This window comes from Brevundimonas sp. GCM10030266, assembly GCF_042666595.1.
In the GTDB taxonomy this organism is placed as follows: Bacteria; Pseudomonadota; Alphaproteobacteria; order Caulobacterales; family Caulobacteraceae; genus Brevundimonas.
Genome location: NZ_JBHTCY010000001.1, coordinates 553833 through 568679, shown reverse-complemented (window position 1 = coordinate 568679; position 14847 = coordinate 553833). Strand labels below are relative to the sequence as shown.

Here is a 14847-nt window from a genome sequence, read left to right as displayed (position 1 = left end):
AACCGCTCTTACGCGGCCCGGCGCTTCCCGCCCATCAGCATCGACAGGATCTGGCCGAGGGTTTCCGGCAGGGCGTCACGGGCGACGACCTTGTCGACCATGCCCTTCTCTTGAAGGTATTCGGCGCGCTGGAAGCCCGGCGGGAGCTTTTCGCGGATGGTCGCCTCGATGACGCGCGGACCGGCGAAGCCGATCAGGGCGCCGGGCTCGGCCAGATGGACGTCGCCCAGCATGGCGTAGCTGGCGGTGACGCCGCCCGTGGTCGGGTCGGTCAGGACCACGACGAACGGCAGCTGCGCGGCCTTGAGTTCCTGGATGGCCAGGGTGGTGCGGGCCATCTGCATCAGGCTGAGCGCGCCTTCCTGCATACGGGCGCCGCCGGCGGCGGTGAAGCAGACCAGCGGCACGTTGCGGGCTACGGCGGCGCGCGCGGCGGCGATGAAGGCCTCACCCGCAGCCATGCCCAGGGATCCGCCCATGAAGGTGAAGTCCTGGACGATGACGACGGCGTCCGCGCCTTCAGCCTCGCCGCCGATCCGGCCGAAGCCGATGGCCATGGTGTCCTTGCGGCCGGCGGCCTTGCGGGCCGCGTTCAGGCGGTCCTTGTAGGGCTTGCCGTCCGAGAATTTCAGCGGGTCTTCCGGCACGTCGGGCGTGTCGATCGCCTCATACTGGCCGTCGTCGAAGGTGAAGCGCAGGCGGGTCGGCGCATCGATGCGCATGTGGCGGCCCGAGGGCGTCACCCACAGGGCGTTCTCGAGGTCCGAGCGGTACAGCATCTCGCCGCTGTCCGGATCCTTGACCCAGAGATTGTCGGGCGTGTCCCGACGGCTGACGATCTTGCGGACGCCGGGGGCGAAGCGGGACAGCCAGCCGCCGCGCTTTTCCTGGGATTTGTCCTGCTGGGGTTTGTTCTTGTCGACCATCGGGGCGCTTTAGACCGTTTCTGCCGCGCGCGCACCCTTCACCGCATCGGCGAGGCTGCGCACCTTGGCCAGAACGCGCGGTGCGGCGGGTTCGTTCGCTTCCAGCGCGGCGGCGACTTCGTCCACCAGCACCGAGCCGGCGACGACGGCGTCCGACACGCGCGCCACCTCGGCGGCCCGCTCGGGCGTCTTGATGCCGAAGCCCACGGCGACCGGCAGGCCGGAGGCCTTGCGGACCCGCTCGACCGCCGGCGCGACCGATCCGGCCTGGGCTTCCTTCACGCCGGTAACGCCGGCGACGGAGACGTAATAGACGAAGCCGGACGTGCGTTCGGCGATCACCTTCAGGCGATCATCGTCCGAGGTCGGGGTGGCCAGACGGATCAGGGACACCGAATGAACGTCCAGGGCGTCGGTCAGGGGACCGGCCTCTTCCGGCGGGCAGTCCACGATGATCACCCCGTCGACACCGCTGGCCGCGGCATCCCGGGCGAAGGCCTCGTAGCCGTAGCTTTCCAGCGGGTTCAGATAGCCCATCAGGATCAGCGGCGTGTCCGTATCGCCGTCGCGGAAGGCCTTGGCGAGATCGAGGGTGCCCTTGAGGGTCAGACCCGCCTTCAGTCCGCGCAGCGCGGCGCGCTGGATCGGCGGACCTTCGGCCATCGGGTCCGAGAACGGGAAGCCCAGTTCAATGATGTCCGCGCCCGCCGCCGGCAGGCCGCGCAGGATCTCCAGCGCCTCGGCCGGAGAGGGGTCGCCCGCCATCACATAGGCGACGAAGGCGGCCCGGCCTTCCGCCTTCAGGGCGGCGAAACGGGCGTCGATACGTTGGGTGGTCATGAAAGCCGACTGGGAAGAAATCAGGGATTGGCGGCCGCGGGCGCCGCCGGAGTCGGCGGCGTCGTGGTGGCGCAGACGTCTCCGGGGATGGGGGCGAAGGCCAGCCAGGCGGGGGCGTCAGGGCCCTCGGTCTGGGCGTCGTCGGCGAAGGCCATCATCTGGAAACCGTCGCAGCCACCCGTTTCGCGGCGTTTGACATAGACCACAAGGTTCTCGCGACCGCCGGCGGCCAGCCAGCCCTGCTGCGAGAAGGCGGCGCTGTAGGCGTCGACCGCCGGGCCGATGTTGGTCTGGGTGGTGGTCACGCAGGTCGCCTGCTGGACCAGATAGGCCCTGCCGCCGCAGGTGGGATCAGCGGTGACGCGATCCAGCTCGGGGATTTCGATCTGTAGCGGCGCCGGCGCCGGGGCAGGCGAGGCGGCGGGCGAAGCCGTTTGGGCCAGCGCGGGCCCCGCGAACAGGGCGACGGCCGCGACGGACAGGAAAAGGGTTCTCATGGGATCTAGAGCTCCACGCCGAGATGCTTCGCCACGGCGAAGATATCCTTGTCGCCCCGCCCGCACATATTCAGCACGACATCGCCGCCCTTGCCCACCTCTTTCGCGATCTCGCCGACGCGGGCGAGGGCGTGGCTGGGCTCCAGGGCCGGGATGATGCCTTCGAGCTTCGAGCACAGCTGGAAGGCTTCCAGCGCCTCGGCGTCGGTGGCGGCGCGGTATTCGGCGCGGCCGATGTCCTTCAGCCAGGCGTGCTCCGGACCGATGCCGGGATAGTCCAGACCGGCCGAGATGGAGTGGCCCTCAAGGATCTGGCCGTCCTCGTCCTGCAGCAGATAGGTGCGGTTGCCGTGCAGGACGCCGGGGCGGCCGCCCTGGATAGAGGCGGCATGGTCCGGGCCGTCCAGCCCGCGCCCGGCGGCCTCGACCCCGATCAGGCGCACGCCCGCGTCCTCGAGGAAGGGATAGAACAGGCCGATGGCGTTCGAGCCGCCGCCGATGGCCGCCACGCAGGCGTCCGGCAGCTTCTCCTTGCGGGCCAGCATGGAGGCGCGGGCCTCGCGGCCGATCACCGACTGAAAGTCGCGCACCATGGCCGGATAGGGGTGCGGCCCGGCGGCGGTGCCGATCAGGTAGTAGGTGTCCTCGACATTGGTCACCCAGTCCCGCATCGCCTCGTTCATGGCGTCCTTCAGCGTGCCGCGACCCGAGGTCACCGGCACCACCTCGGCGCCCAGCAGCTTCATGCGGAAGACGTTCGGGGCCTGACGCTCCACGTCGGTGGCGCCCATGTAGACGATGCATTTCAGGCCGAAGCGGGCGCAGACGGTGGCGGTGGCCACGCCGTGCTGGCCGGCGCCGGTCTCGGCGATGATCCGGGTCTTGCCCATGCGCATGGCCAGCAGGATCTGGCCCATGCAGTTGTTCACCTTGTGGGCGCCGGTGTGGTTCAGCTCATCGCGCTTGAACCAGATATCGGCCCCGCCGTGGTGTTCGGTCAGACGCTCGGCGAAATACATCGGGCTGGGGCGGCCGACATAATCCGTCAGGAAGCCGTCCAGCTCGGCCTGGAACGACGGGTCGGCCTTGGCGGCCTCATAGGCGGCGTTGAGCTCGTGGATGAGCGGCATCAGGGTCTCGGCCACGAAGCGCCCGCCGTAGGGGCCGAACCGGCCCTCGTCGTCGGGGAAGTTGTAGCTGTTGGGGAGGATGGCGTTCACGGCGAGGTCTCGGGGGGGAGCGATCAATCGGTCGGAAGGGCGGTCAGGAAGGCGCCGATCAGGGCCGCGTCCTTAACACCGGGCGCGCTTTCCACGCCAGAGGACACGTCCACGAGGGGAGCGCCGGTGATCCGGACCGCTTCGGCGACATTGGCGGGGTTCAGCCCCCCGGCGAGGAACCACGGACGGTCGAAGGCGCGTCCGGCCAGCAGGCTCCAGTCGAAGGATGCGCCCACGCCGCCGGGCAGGGCCGAGCCCTCGGGCGGCTTTGCGTCGAACATCAGGTGATCCACGACCGGCGCCCACGCCGAGGCCGCGTCGATGTCAGCCGTGGTGCGCACCGACAGGGCGCGGATGAGCCCGGCCCCGGTCAGGGTGCGGACCTGCGCCGTACGCTCCGGTGTCTCCGACCCATGCAGCTGGATCAGGTCCGGCTTCAGGATCAGGGCGATCTCGGTCAGCAGGGCGTCGTCCGCGTCGACCGTGACGGCCACGATCTTCGCCTTACCGCGCGCCCGTTCGAACAGGGTGGCGGCGTGCAGGGGCGCGATGTGGCGCGGGCTTTTCGGAAACACCACCGCGCCGACGAAGGCCGCGCCGCCGCTCAGGGCCGCGTCGAGGGTCTCCGGCGTCGTCAGTCCGCAAATCTTGGCCCAGGTCATGGATCGGCGGTGCGCCCGTCCCGATGCGGGGTCAAGCTCGGTACAGGTCCGCGTCCGGATCAGGCCTGCCGCGTAGCGCCGAGGACACGATCTGGCTGGCGATGACCGAATAGGTGATCCCGTTGCCGCCGAAGCCCATCACCGCCCAGCAGTGATCGATATCCGGAACCGGCCCGATGGACGGCAGACCGGTCGTGCTTTCGCCGAAGGCTCCGGCCCAGCTGTAGTCGACCTCGAAATCGACCTCCGGCATCAGCTGCTTCAGCTTGCGGGCGATGGTTGCGCATCTCCGCCTGAGCTTCGCCGCATCGGCATGGGCTGTGGGAGACGCCTCGTCCTCACCCCCGACGATCAGCCGACCGTCCCGGCTCATGCGCAGATACAGGTACGGGTCAGACGCTTCCCAGACGAGGGTGTCTCTCAGCCAGCGGGGGCAGGGCGTGCGGGGCTTCGTCGCCAGGGCCCAGGTCGAGATCACCTCGGCGCCCGGCGTGGGGACGCCCTGGGGGAACTCATAACCGCAGCAGAAGATGACCGCCCCGGCGCGCACCGGATGGTGGATGTCGGTCAGCAGGGTGACGCCGTTGGGATCGCTGACCGCCTCGACCACCTCGACCGGCGAATAGATCTTCGTCCCGTCGGCCGCCGCGCGACGCAGGAGGCCCGCCGCCAGCCGGGCCGGATCGCCGCTGGCCGAGCCGCCGCTGAGGATGGCGCCGGTGCGGTCGATGCCGAACCGCTCGCGCAAATCCGCCGGGCCGATGTAGCGGCTGTCGAGACCCAGCGCCGCCCGGGCGTCCGCTTCGGCCGAAAGCGCGCGGTGACCGTAGACGTCGCCGGCGAGGTAGAGGGTGTCCTTGTCGTGCAGGCCGCAGACGATCCGCTCTTCGGCGACAACCCGCTTGAGGTCGCCGACAGCCCGCTGGGAGCGCAGATAGGCCCGCTTCGCCTTCGCCGCGCCGATCCGGTCGGACAGGGCGGTCAGGGGCAGGTCTATCTCCCACTGCAGGAGGGCGGTCGAGGCGATGGTGGAGCCCATCAGCGGCGGGCGGCGGTCCAGCACGGCGACGGAGTGATCCCGCGCCAGCTCCCGGGCCATGAAGGCGCCGCTGATCCCTGCGCCGACGATGGCGACGTCCACGCTGATCGCGTCGTCCAGCGGACGTATCGGCACGCCGAGGCCGGGGCTGTCCGCCCACAGCGACCGACCGGTCCGCAAATCCCGTTTGATCGTGGCGCCGGTCATCGGTTCTCCGTCGAAGCGGAGCCTTAGCGGGCGTGGAACGGAGCGGTTCCGTCAGCCCGCGAAGATGGCGTCGATCTCGTCGGCGGTCAGCAGTCGCCATTCGCCCGCGGGCAGGCCGTCCGGCAGGGACAGGCCGCCCAGCCGCTCGCGGTGCAGGGCCTCGACGTGGTTGCCGACGGCGGCGAACATTCGCCGGACCATGTGGTAGCGGCCCTCGGTGACGGAGACGCGGGCCTCGGTCGGCGAGAGGATGTCCAGACCAGCGGGCTTCAGCGGCTTGTCGTCGCCCTCCAGCATCAGTTCGCCCGAGGCGAACAGGGCGATCTCGGAGCCGTCCAGCGGGCGGGCGAGTTGGGCCCGATAGACCTTGGCGACGTGCTTCTTCGGCGAGATGACCCGGTGCAGAAGGTCGCCGTCGTCGGTCATCAGCAGCAGGCCGGAAGTCTCCTTGTCCAGCCGCCCGATGGTCGAAATGGCCGGGTCGCGACGGCGCCAGCGGTCGGGCAGGACGTCATAGACCAGCGCCCCGTCCTCCTTGTGCGAACAGGTCATGCCCAGTGGCTTGTGCAGCAGGATGACGACGCCGTGCGGGGGATCGAGCGGCTCGCCGTCGATCTCCATGCGCGAGGGAAGATCGGGGGTGATCGGGATGCGCTTGGAGACATCGGTGATGTCCACGCCGTCCAGCACGATGCCGCCCGCCTTGCCCAGCCGCGCCATCTCGTTGCGCGAGCCGTAGCCCAGCGACCCAAGCAGTTTATCGACGCGGCTGGTCGGAACTTTCGCCACCTACTTCACCGCCTCGAAGACCTTGTAGCCGCCGGTGTCGGCGACCATCCGGACCCGTTTGAAGGCCTCGTTCAACTCGGCCTCGTAGGGCAGGTGGCGGTTGGCGACCAGCCACAGGGTTCCACCCTTCTTCAGCATTCCGGCGGCCTGCCGGATGAAGGTCTGGCCCAGACGCTTGTCCTCGGCGCCGCCGTCATGGAAGGGCGGATTGGTGACGATGAAGTCCAGATCGCCCTCGGTCGGCAGGGTGCGGACATCGGCCTGTTCGATGGTGACGCGGGCGTCCTCGACGTTCCTGCGGGCCATCTCCACGGCGCGGCGGTCGAGGTCGTAGAGGCGCAGGGTGGTCACGGCGGGCGAGCGCAGGGCCACGGTCGCCAGGGCGCCGTAGCCGCAGCCCAGATCGGCGCCCGCGCCCTTGAGCGGCGGCAGGGTCTGGGCCAGCAGGGCCGAGCCCGGGTCGATCCGGTCCCAGGCGAAGACGCCCGGCTGGGACCAGGCCTCAAGGCCCGGCACGAGGCGTGGGGCGCCCGCTTCGATGGCGGCGTCCAGACCGGTCAGGCCATCGCCCTTGATGACCACGCAGCGGCGATGGTGGGCCTTGGCGCTTTCACCGACCTCGGCGCCGAAGGCTTCCAGCTCCTTCTTCAGGCGCGAGCCGCCCTTGTCCTTGGGGGCCATGACGTCCAGCCGGCCGCCGGGCTTCAGCGCCTTCAGGGCCAGGGCGAGCGTATAGCGGCGCTCCAGCACGCCGGGCGGGGCATAGATCATGATCTCGTCGACCGACCCCTCGGCCACGCTTTCAAGCGCCGTCGCGCCCGGGATCAAGGGCGAGGTCTGGGTGGCGGCGCCGGGCGGGTCGAACACCGCCGGGGGGCGGCCATAGAGCAGGGTGGTCATTCCGCTCCTCTAGCCGACCCGGTCTGCCGGTGACACCCCGGAACAGATGGGGCACAACCCCGCCATGCTCCCCGACTCAGTCTCCGCTCCGACCCTGGCCGACGCGCGCGCCACGCTGGAGCGCGTCTGGGGCCACGCCGACTTCCGGGGGCTGCAGGCCGAGGTGGTCGCCGAGGTGCTGGCGGGGCGCGACGTGCTGGCGGTGCTGCCGACCGGCGGCGGCAAGTCGGTCTGCTATCAGGTGCCGGCCATGCTACGGCCGGGTCTGGGTCTGGTGGTGTCGCCCCTGATCGCCCTGATGACCGATCAGGTCGAAGCGCTGAAGCAGCAGGGTGTCTCGGCGGCGAGACTGGATTCCGGCGTATCCATGGACGACCGCTCGGCCATCTGGCGCGCGGCGCGGGCGGGCGAACTGGACCTGCTCTATGTCTCGCCGGAGGGACTGGCGCAGCCGCATCTGATTGATCGCCTGCACGAACTGCCGCTGAGCCTGATCGCGATCGACGAGGCTCACTGTGTCTCGCAATGGGGACATGATTTCCGCCCGGACTATCGGACGCTGGGTCGACTGGCCGAGCTCTTCCCCGGCGTGCCGCGCATCGCGGTCACCGCCACCGCCGACGCCCGGACGCGGGAGGACATCGTCCGCTCGCTGCGGCTGGAGGGCGCCAAGGTTCTGGTCGACAGCTTCGCCCGCCCGAACCTGCAGCTGTCCGCGATCCGCAAGGAGAACGGCTCGCGCGCCAAGACCGACGCGGCGGTGATCGCTCTGGTGCGGGAACGGCGCGGCAAGTCGGGCGTCGTCTACTGCGGCAGCCGGGACGGCTGCGACCGGGTGGCCCAGGCCCTGCGCGACGCCGGGACCAACGCCATCGCCTATCACGCAGGCATGGACACGAAGGAGCGTGACAAGCGGCTGGAGCGGTTCCTGGCCGAGGACGGGGCGGTGATGGTGGCGACCATCGCCTTCGGCATGGGGGTCGACAAGGCCGACGTCCGCTTCGTCATCCACGCCGATCCGCCGGGGTCGCTGGAGGCCTACTGGCAGGAGATCGGTCGGGGCGGTCGCGACGGTGAACCGGCCGAGGGCATAACCCTGTACGGCCCGTCCGATATCGCCTGGACGTTGCGCCGTCTGGACGGCCGGCCGATGGCGGAAGAGGTCAAGGCGGTGCAGGTCGCCAAGGCGCGGCGGCTGTTCGCCATGCTGGACGGCGCCACCTGCCGCCCGCAGACGGTGCGGCGCTACTTCGGTGAGACCGGCGCGGACCGCTGCGGCGTCTGCGACATCTGCGGAGACCCGCCGGCCCTGTTCGACGCCACCGTCCCGGCCCAGAAGGCGCTGGCGGCCGTGCAGCGGCTGGGCGAGCGCTTCGGCAAGACCCGCATCGTCGATCACCTGCTGGGCAAGACGAAGGACGTCCAGCCGTGGGAGACCGCCCTGTCCACCTGGGGCATCGGGGCGGACATCGCCTCGCACACCCTGCGCGACGTGATCGACCACCTGATGTTCGAGGGGCTGCTGGTCGAGGATCCGAATGACGGCAAGCCTCTGGTCCGGCTGGGCGATCCGGAGGCGGTGCGGGCCGTCTATCGCGGCGAGCGGGTGATCGAGGTGCGGCTGACCCCGGCCCGGGTCTCGGCCCCGCGCGAGCGGGTCCGCAACGGTCGCAACGCCGCGCTGGAGAGCATGGACGCCGACGTCCGCGCCCGGTTCGAGGTTCTGCGGAACTGGCGACGCGAGCGGGCGGCGGAACAGCGGGTGCCGCCCTATGTCATCTTCCAGGACAAGACCCTGCTGGAAATCGCCCTGGCCGAGCCGGGCGACCTGCATGCTCTGGAGCACATCCCGGGCGTCGGCCAGTCGAAGCTGGAGCGCTACGGCAAGGGCGTGCTGGCGGCCCTGTCAGCCGCCGCCTGACTCAACCCCAGGGGCCGCGGCGGACGGTGTCTCCGGTCACCGGGACGGAGGTCGTGGCCGGGCGCTGGACATCAGCCCGGGGCTCCGGGGCGACCGGGGCGGGACGCGGCGCGGGCCGTCCCATCTTGACCGCCAGCTCCATCAGGGCGCGGACGCGGTTGCCGGTGGCCGGATGGGTCGAGAACAGGTTGTCGGCGCCCTTGCCCGCCAACGGGTTGATGATGAACAGCTGGCCCGAGGCCGGATTGCGCTCGGCGGTCGGGTTGTGGATGCGGTGGGCGTAGGCCTCGATCTTCTGCAGGGCCGAGGCCAGGGCGTTCGGATCACCCGCGATCTCGGCCCCGACCCGGTCGGCCTCGTATTCGCGCGAGCGGCTGATGGCCATCTGCACCAGACCGGCGGCCATCGGCGCCAGGATCATCAGGGCCAGTGTGCCGATGATGCCGCCCGGACGCTCGCGGTCGTCGCCGCCGCCGAAGAAGAGGGCGAAGTTCGCCAGCGCGGCGATGGCGCCGGCGATGGTGGCGGTGACCGTCATGGTCAGGGTGTCGCGGTTCTTCACGTGCGCCAGTTCGTGCGCCATCACGCCCCGGATCTCCTCGCGGGTCAGCATGTCCAGCAGGCCGGTGGTGGCGCAGACGGCGGCGTTCTGCGGGTTGCGGCCGGTGGCGAAGGCGTTGGGCTGGTCGTTGGGAATGATGGCGATCATCGGACGCGGCATGCCCGCGTCACGCGCCATCTGCAGGGTGTCGGCCACATAGGTGCGGACCACGGCGTTCGGATGGCTCTCATCCACCGGCTGGGCCCGGTACATCTTCAGAACGATCTTGTCGGCGTTCCAGTAGCTGAAGATGTTCATCCCGCCCGCGACCGCCAGAGCGATCAGCATGCCCGGCACGCGACCGATCATGAAGCCGATGCCCATGAACAGGGCGGTCAGCACGGCCAGCAGGACGAATGTCTTCAGGTGGTTCATGGAAATCCAACGCGACAGTGGCGCGGACAAATCCGCGTTCCCAATTTGCGAATTGCAACGCATTGGCTCAAGGCGAGGATGCTGTGACCGATCATCCCACCCCACAACCCGAAGTCGCCCCCGGAGCGCCGTCCGAAACGGCCCCCGCATTCAATGCCGACGTGCCCCACGCCACGTCCGAGCGCCCCCTGAGCGAGATCGCCCGTCGTGCCCTGCTCGAGGCGGCGGATCGTCGCGCCGCCGCTGACGCCGCGGAAATGGCGGTCGAGCACGGCGGTCCGAAGGGCCCCGAGCCGACCCGCTTCGGCGACTGGGAAAAGAAGGGCATCGCGGTCGACTTCTGAGCCGAAGTCGACCCGTCGCATGCGGTCAGGGTTAATTTTCATCCTCTGAGGGGAAAGCGCGTCCGGTCGCTCCCCCGGTCGGTGCAAGGGCGGGCGAGGCCTGTCCGGCGCGCGCCATAACGGCTCCTGAAACGGAGTCCGTGACATGCGTATGCTCACCGCCGCGGCCGGCGCCGCCCTGCTGATCCTCGTCGCCTCGCCCGCTGACGCCGGCGACCGCCGGGGCGGCGGCGGACACCCGCCCCAGCCGCCGACCCCCTGCTGTCACGGCGGTGGCGGCGGTCATCGTCCGCCCGCGCCTCCGCATGGCGGCGGCAACACCAACATCAATGTGAACGTCAACGCCACGGCCCAGGCCTATGCCTCCGCGGGCGCTTCGGCGCGCAGCTATCTGAACGCCCGGACCTATGACGTGGGCGGCGCGCGCGGCGCTGTCGGCGGCGGGACCTTCTACGTCGGCGGCGGTTATGGCGGAGACGCCGGCGGCTACTATTCCGGTGGCCCGGCGGTCTATGACGAGCGGGTGCTGTCGCGTCCGGGCTGTCCGTCCGCGCCGTTCGGCTATGTGGTCACCGGCTTCGGTCGGGATGATTATCGCCCGTCGCGTTGCGGCTACCGTTACGACGACGCCGGTTACGACCGGGGCGGCCGCTATGGTTACAGCGAACGTCGCGAAGGCTATGCCGAGAGCCGCTACGAGGTCCGCGAGCGCTACAGCGAGTATGAAGCCCGCGAGAGCGGCTGGGTTCGCGAGGATGTCCGCGACTACGACCGTCGGGACGACTACCGCGGCCGGGACGAGCGCCGGGACTGCAGGTGTGACCACGACCGCGGCGATGCGCCCTATCCGCCCGCCTATCTGCCGGAGCCGCCGCGCTACGAACCGCCGGTGCGGGCGGCCCCGCGTCCGGAACGTCGCGCGCCCGCCCGCCGCACCCTGCCGCGGCAGGAGTATCGCCAGGAGCCCGGCGAGCGCGGCTGAGCCCTTAGAGCCTCAGACCGTCGATCGATTCGATGATGGCCGATGCCGCGCGCAGCGGATTGTCCGCGCCGACGACCGGACGGGCCACGACCAGATGGGTCGCGCCGGCCTCGATGGCCGCGCGGGGCGTGGCGACGCGCTGCTGGTCGCCCTTGTCGGCGCCTTCGGGGCGGACGCCGGGCGTGACGATCAGGAAGTCGGGCCGTCCCGCCTCGATGGCGATCTCGCGGACGCGGCCGGCTTCCAGCGGGCTGGAGACCACGCCGTCCACGCCGCACTCCAGCGCCTGACGCACCCGGCGCTCGACCAGATCCGACGCGGTGTAGCCATAACCGATGTCGGCCAGGTCAGCGTCCGAGAGGCTGGTCATCACGGTCACCGCCAGCAGTTTCGTGCCGGTTCCCGCCGCGTCGCGGCCCTTGACCGCACCCTTCATGACCTGCGGCTCGGCATGGACGGTCAGCAGGTCGCAGCCGCCCTCGGCCACGGCGCGGGCCGCGCCTTCCACCTGGGCGCCGATGTCGTGAAGCTTCCAGTCCTGGAAGACCATCTTCCCCGCCGCCTTCAACTCGTGGGCGAAGGCGACGCCGCCGGGACGGGCCAGCAGGGTCAGGCCGATCTTGTAGGAGGTCACCGTGCCTTCCAGACGCTCCACCATGGCGCGGGCGGCGTCCAGCGAGGGCAGGTCCAGACCGACGATCAGACGGGAATCGGTGAGCATGGGCGTCATTCGTCGATCTCCTGCCCGTCAGGGGGTGGACGCGCGGGCGCGGCTCAGCCCTTATGACGGTCGAGTGAATTGCGGGGCGAGGGCAGCACATGAACGCGGTCGATCTGGGGGTCAACCTGTTCGTGACCCTGTTCGCCTTGCTGGACCCGATCGGCAATATCCCGATCTTCGCCGCGGCGACCGCGGGGGCCAGCCTGCGCCAGCGGGTGTCGGTTTCGGCGCTGATCTGCGTGTTCGCGGCGGTCTTCCTCGGCTTCTTCTTCTTCACCGGCCTGGGCCTGCTGCAGTTCTTCGGCATCTCACTGGCGGCCTTCCGCATTGCCGGTGGCGTGCTGCTGCTGCTGCTGGGCCTGGACATGGCCCGCGAGGACTTCATCGCCAGCTTCGCCGACAAGGATGCGGCCAGTGACCTGAAGGATGTGCGCGGCTACGCCAAGCGGCGCTTCCAGCGGCTGGTCGTGCCCTTCGCCATTCCGCTGATGATCGGCCCGGGCGCCATCTCGGCCATCATCATCCAGGCGGGCGAGGCCGAGAAGATCGGCCCGGCGGGCACGGTCGCCTCGCTGGTCGCCATCGCCGCCGCCTGCGTGGTCTCCTTCATCAGCTTCGCCCTGACGGGCCCGATCGGACGCATTCTGGGCGACGTCGGCCTGGCCATCGTGGTGCGGGTGCTGGGTCTGATCCTGTGTGCGCTGGCGATCCAGTTCATCCTGATGGGGCTGGGAGAGGCCTTGCCGGGCATCATCAGCTCGGGCGTGACCACGCCGTATCCGAGCGGCGGCCACTAGGGGGCGAAGGGAGCGAGCGATGGACGGATCGGCGGGGGTGAGGACATTCCGCGCGCCGGAGTCCCAGCGGCTCGACGCCTTTGTCGACGCAGCCTTCGCCTTCGCGGTCTCCCTGCTGATCATCGCCGGGGCCGAGCCCTTGCAGTCGTTCGCCGATCTGGCCCGGGCGCTGGCGCGGATCCCGGCCTTCGCCTGTGGCTTCGCCCTGATCGCCCTGTTCTGGCTGGCCCATCGTAACTGGGCGCGACTGACCCCGATCCGGACCGGCTGGACCACCTTCCTCAGTCTGGCGGTGGTGTTCGCCGTGCTGGTCTTCGTCTTCCCGCTCAGGCTGCTGACCGAGACGGCGACCCACCATATCTCGGGCGGCAGTCTGCCGGGCAGCGGCTTGATGGCGACCCTCGGCGATCTCCGCTGGACCTATGTCATCTACGGTCTGGCTTTCGCCGCCTTGGCGGGGCTGACCGCCCTGCTGTTCGCACAGGCGCATCGGGCGCTGGCGGGCGGCGAGCCGGACGCCCGCCGCAGTGCGCGACAGTGGGAGCTGACCTGGCTGGTCGGCGTCGGCGTTGGGCTGATTTCCGCCGTGCTGGCCCTGACGCCGCTGCTCGGGGCCGCGCCCTGGCTGCCGGGCGTGATCTACAACCTGATCCCGCTGGGCGTCGGTCTGATCATGTGGCGGACGCGGCCGAAGCCGGCGGCGGCTTAAAGCCCAAGCGCGGCGCGGATGTCGCGCCAGTCGACGTATTTGAAATTCTGGGTGCCGACGTCGTTCACATCGTCCTGGATGACGACCACGCCTTCCGGAAAACGGTCGCTGATCCGGCCGCCGAGGGCGTCCAGACCGTCGGTGCCGGTGATGCCGTCCACGCCGTTGCCGTCCGTGACGACGAAGCGCCCCCTGTACTGCGGCGCGGCGCCGTCGATGCGCCAGACGGGGAAGGTCGAGTCGCCCTGGCTGGAGCCGATCAGATAGCTGGCGGCGCCGTCCTGCAGGATGGTCAGGCCTTCCGCGTCCGCGACCAGAACCCCCGGCGCGATCGGCTGGATCAGTGTCCTCGCGGCGCCCGAGGCTGGGTCCAGATCATAGCGCCAGACGCCGACGTTCTCCTCGGCGATATAGAGGGCGTTGGTCGCTTCGTCGGCGGCGCAGCCCTCCGAGATGCTGCCGATCTCCGCGCGGCGGACCAGCCGGGCCGAGGGCTGGCCGTCGGCGCCGACGGTCAGGACGAACTGGCGCAGTTCACCCTCGTGGCCGACCAGAATGGCGTGAACCTCATCGCCGCGGCGGGCGAAGCAGAAGCCGTAGGGCTCGACCACGTCGGTGGCGATATTGCCCCAGGGACGCACGGCGTTGTCACCGGTTCCCGCCGGATCGAAGGCATACAGGGCGATGCCGACCTTGCCGGGCGTGCGGTCGCTGGCGCCCAGAACCACCTGCGGACGACCGCCGATGCTCAGTCCCTCGACCACATCGACGTTGTTCAGCAGGCCCTCCGGCAGGAACTGCAGGATCGTCCCGTCGAGACCGTAGATGTAGAGGCCCGCCTTCTTGTCGGTGCCGGCGACCCATCCGCCGACGCTGGCGCCCTTTACATGGACCGGCGTGGCCGACGCCCAGATGGCGGGATCGTCGGCGGCGTCCTCGCCGGCGGTGCCGACGGACGGGGTCTCGAGCACGGCATGGACCGGCGTGCCCGCGCCGACGACGCCTTCGCCCTCGCCCTGGTAGTCAACCTCGTGGGTGGCGCAGGCCGACAGCAGGGCCGCGGCGGCGACGGTGGCGATCAGGGTCCGGACAGTCATGACGGAGGGCTCCAGGGTCATGGGGAGCGCCAGATCACGCTCTTTCGGACACGGTCAAGAACGGTCCGGTGACGCTTCGACGTCAACTTAATGACCAACGATCCGTAGGGCGATCAATCGTCACAACTGCGTTCGAAAAGGTAGAAACCAGCGTCGCTGTTTCGTCGCCTTGACGTCGCCAGTGCGCAGTAAGGGCGACCTCCAAGCCCGAGGCGAAATG

At 69.9% G+C, this 14847-nt stretch carries 16 protein-coding genes; 5 read left to right on the top strand and 11 right to left on the bottom strand.

Going from position 1 to position 14847, the window contains the following annotated elements; all coding sequences use genetic code 11:
* Positions 1 to 8: 8 nt before the first annotated feature.
* Genes ACFQQC_RS03050 through ACFQQC_RS03015 form a run of 8 tightly spaced genes read right to left on the bottom strand, consistent with a single transcriptional unit; the run spans position 9 to position 7080 of the window.
* Complete coding sequence (locus tag ACFQQC_RS03050) at positions 9 to 926, bottom strand: acetyl-CoA carboxylase carboxyltransferase subunit beta (protein ID WP_376859562.1); 918 nt, start codon at positions 924 to 926, stop codon at positions 9 to 11.
* A 9-nt stretch (positions 927 to 935) separates the two neighbouring features.
* Positions 936 to 1766: a tryptophan synthase subunit alpha gene (trpA, locus tag ACFQQC_RS03045; RefSeq protein WP_376859560.1), complete on the bottom strand. Its 831-nt coding sequence runs from the start codon at positions 1764 to 1766 to the stop codon at positions 936 to 938.
* 20 nt (positions 1767 to 1786) lie between these two features.
* The gene (locus tag ACFQQC_RS03040; protein WP_376859558.1) at positions 1787 to 2263 is read right to left on the bottom strand and encodes a hypothetical protein; all 477 of its coding nucleotides are present in this window, start codon (positions 2261 to 2263) and stop codon (positions 1787 to 1789) included.
* A gap of 5 nt (positions 2264 to 2268) precedes the next feature.
* The gene (gene trpB / locus ACFQQC_RS03035) at positions 2269 to 3483 is read right to left on the bottom strand and encodes a tryptophan synthase subunit beta (protein ID WP_376859556.1); all 1215 of its coding nucleotides are present in this window, start codon (positions 3481 to 3483) and stop codon (positions 2269 to 2271) included.
* A gap of 23 nt (positions 3484 to 3506) precedes the next feature.
* Complete coding sequence (locus ACFQQC_RS03030; RefSeq protein WP_376859554.1) at positions 3507 to 4145, bottom strand: phosphoribosylanthranilate isomerase; 639 nt, start codon at positions 4143 to 4145, stop codon at positions 3507 to 3509.
* A 31-nt stretch (positions 4146 to 4176) separates the two neighbouring features.
* Positions 4177 to 5391 (bottom strand): NAD(P)/FAD-dependent oxidoreductase, encoded by a 1215-nt coding sequence (locus ACFQQC_RS03025; RefSeq protein WP_376859552.1) that lies wholly within the window; start codon positions 5389 to 5391, stop codon positions 4177 to 4179.
* A gap of 51 nt (positions 5392 to 5442) precedes the next feature.
* On the bottom strand, positions 5443 to 6180 hold the full coding sequence (locus ACFQQC_RS03020; RefSeq protein WP_376859550.1) for a 16S rRNA pseudouridine(516) synthase: 738 nt from the start codon (positions 6178 to 6180) through the stop codon (positions 5443 to 5445).
* Positions 6181 to 7080, bottom strand: a complete 900-nt coding sequence (locus ACFQQC_RS03015; protein WP_376859548.1) for a class I SAM-dependent methyltransferase — start codon at positions 7078 to 7080, stop codon at positions 6181 to 6183.
* 64 nt (positions 7081 to 7144) lie between these two features.
* Between ACFQQC_RS03015 and recQ the strand changes: the two genes are divergently transcribed.
* Positions 7145 to 9001, top strand: coding sequence for a DNA helicase RecQ (recQ, locus tag ACFQQC_RS03010; protein WP_376859546.1), 1857 nt, complete (start codon positions 7145 to 7147; stop codon positions 8999 to 9001).
* Between the two features lies 1 nt (position 9002).
* On the opposite strand, the gene htpX is transcribed toward recQ, so the two are convergent.
* Positions 9003 to 9977, bottom strand: a complete 975-nt coding sequence (htpX, locus tag ACFQQC_RS03005) for a zinc metalloprotease HtpX (protein ID WP_376859544.1) — start codon at positions 9975 to 9977, stop codon at positions 9003 to 9005.
* A 161-nt stretch (positions 9978 to 10138) separates the two neighbouring features.
* On the opposite strand from htpX, the gene ACFQQC_RS03000 reads away from it, so the two are divergent.
* Entirely contained in the window at positions 10139 to 10321 is a 183-nt protein-coding gene (locus ACFQQC_RS03000) for a DUF1674 domain-containing protein (RefSeq protein ID WP_376859543.1), read from the top strand.
* 145 nt (positions 10322 to 10466) lie between these two features.
* Positions 10467 to 11303 (top strand): hypothetical protein, encoded by an 837-nt coding sequence (locus ACFQQC_RS02995; RefSeq protein WP_376859541.1) that lies wholly within the window; start codon positions 10467 to 10469, stop codon positions 11301 to 11303.
* Between the two features lie 4 nt (positions 11304 to 11307).
* Here ACFQQC_RS02995 and pyrF read toward each other — a convergent pair whose 3' ends face one another.
* Positions 11308 to 12024 (bottom strand): orotidine-5'-phosphate decarboxylase, encoded by a 717-nt coding sequence (pyrF, locus tag ACFQQC_RS02990; protein ID WP_376860838.1) that lies wholly within the window; start codon positions 12022 to 12024, stop codon positions 11308 to 11310.
* Positions 12025 to 12122: 98 nt separating this feature from the next.
* On the opposite strand from pyrF, the gene ACFQQC_RS02985 reads away from it, so the two are divergent.
* Complete coding sequence (locus ACFQQC_RS02985) at positions 12123 to 12821, top strand: MarC family protein (protein ID WP_376859539.1); 699 nt, start codon at positions 12123 to 12125, stop codon at positions 12819 to 12821.
* Between the two features lie 19 nt (positions 12822 to 12840).
* Positions 12841 to 13530: a TMEM175 family protein gene (locus tag ACFQQC_RS02980; protein WP_376859537.1), complete on the top strand. Its 690-nt coding sequence runs from the start codon at positions 12841 to 12843 to the stop codon at positions 13528 to 13530.
* Here the strand turns inward: ACFQQC_RS02980 and ACFQQC_RS02975 are convergent.
* A complete protein-coding gene (locus ACFQQC_RS02975; protein WP_376859535.1) occupies positions 13527 to 14627 on the bottom strand; it encodes a phytase in 1101 nt (366 codons plus the stop codon). The genes ACFQQC_RS02980 and ACFQQC_RS02975 overlap by 4 nt on opposite strands.
* Between the last annotated feature and the right edge of the window lie 220 nt (positions 14628 to 14847).

Excerpts from the sequence above, each read along its gene's own strand:
- ACFQQC_RS03050 (WP_376859562.1), bottom strand. The coding sequence starts at position 926 with ATGGTCGACAAGAACAAACCCCAGCAGGACAAATCCCAGGAAAAGCGC.
- trpA (WP_376859560.1), bottom strand. The coding sequence starts at position 1,766 with ATGACCACCCAACGTATCGACGCCCGTTTCGCCGCCCTGAAGGCGGAA.
- ACFQQC_RS03040 (WP_376859558.1), bottom strand. The coding sequence starts at position 2,263 with ATGAGAACCCTTTTCCTGTCCGTCGCGGCCGTCGCCCTGTTCGCGGGG.
- ACFQQC_RS03030 (WP_376859554.1), bottom strand. The coding sequence starts at position 4,145 with ATGACCTGGGCCAAGATTTGCGGACTGACGACGCCGGAGACCCTCGAC.
- ACFQQC_RS03025 (WP_376859552.1), bottom strand. The coding sequence starts at position 5,391 with ATGACCGGCGCCACGATCAAACGGGATTTGCGGACCGGTCGGTCGCTG.
- ACFQQC_RS03015 (WP_376859548.1), bottom strand. The coding sequence starts at position 7,080 with ATGACCACCCTGCTCTATGGCCGCCCCCCGGCGGTGTTCGACCCGCCC.
- recQ (WP_376859546.1), top strand. The coding sequence starts at position 7,145 with ATGCTCCCCGACTCAGTCTCCGCTCCGACCCTGGCCGACGCGCGCGCC.
- htpX (WP_376859544.1), bottom strand. The coding sequence starts at position 9,977 with ATGAACCACCTGAAGACATTCGTCCTGCTGGCCGTGCTGACCGCCCTG.
- ACFQQC_RS02995 (WP_376859541.1), top strand. The coding sequence starts at position 10,467 with ATGCGTATGCTCACCGCCGCGGCCGGCGCCGCCCTGCTGATCCTCGTC.
- pyrF (WP_376860838.1), bottom strand. The coding sequence starts at position 12,024 with ATGCTCACCGATTCCCGTCTGATCGTCGGTCTGGACCTGCCCTCGCTG.
- ACFQQC_RS02985 (WP_376859539.1), top strand. The coding sequence starts at position 12,123 with ATGAACGCGGTCGATCTGGGGGTCAACCTGTTCGTGACCCTGTTCGCC.
- ACFQQC_RS02980 (WP_376859537.1), top strand. The coding sequence starts at position 12,841 with ATGGACGGATCGGCGGGGGTGAGGACATTCCGCGCGCCGGAGTCCCAG.
- ACFQQC_RS02975 (WP_376859535.1), bottom strand. The coding sequence starts at position 14,627 with ATGACTGTCCGGACCCTGATCGCCACCGTCGCCGCCGCGGCCCTGCTG.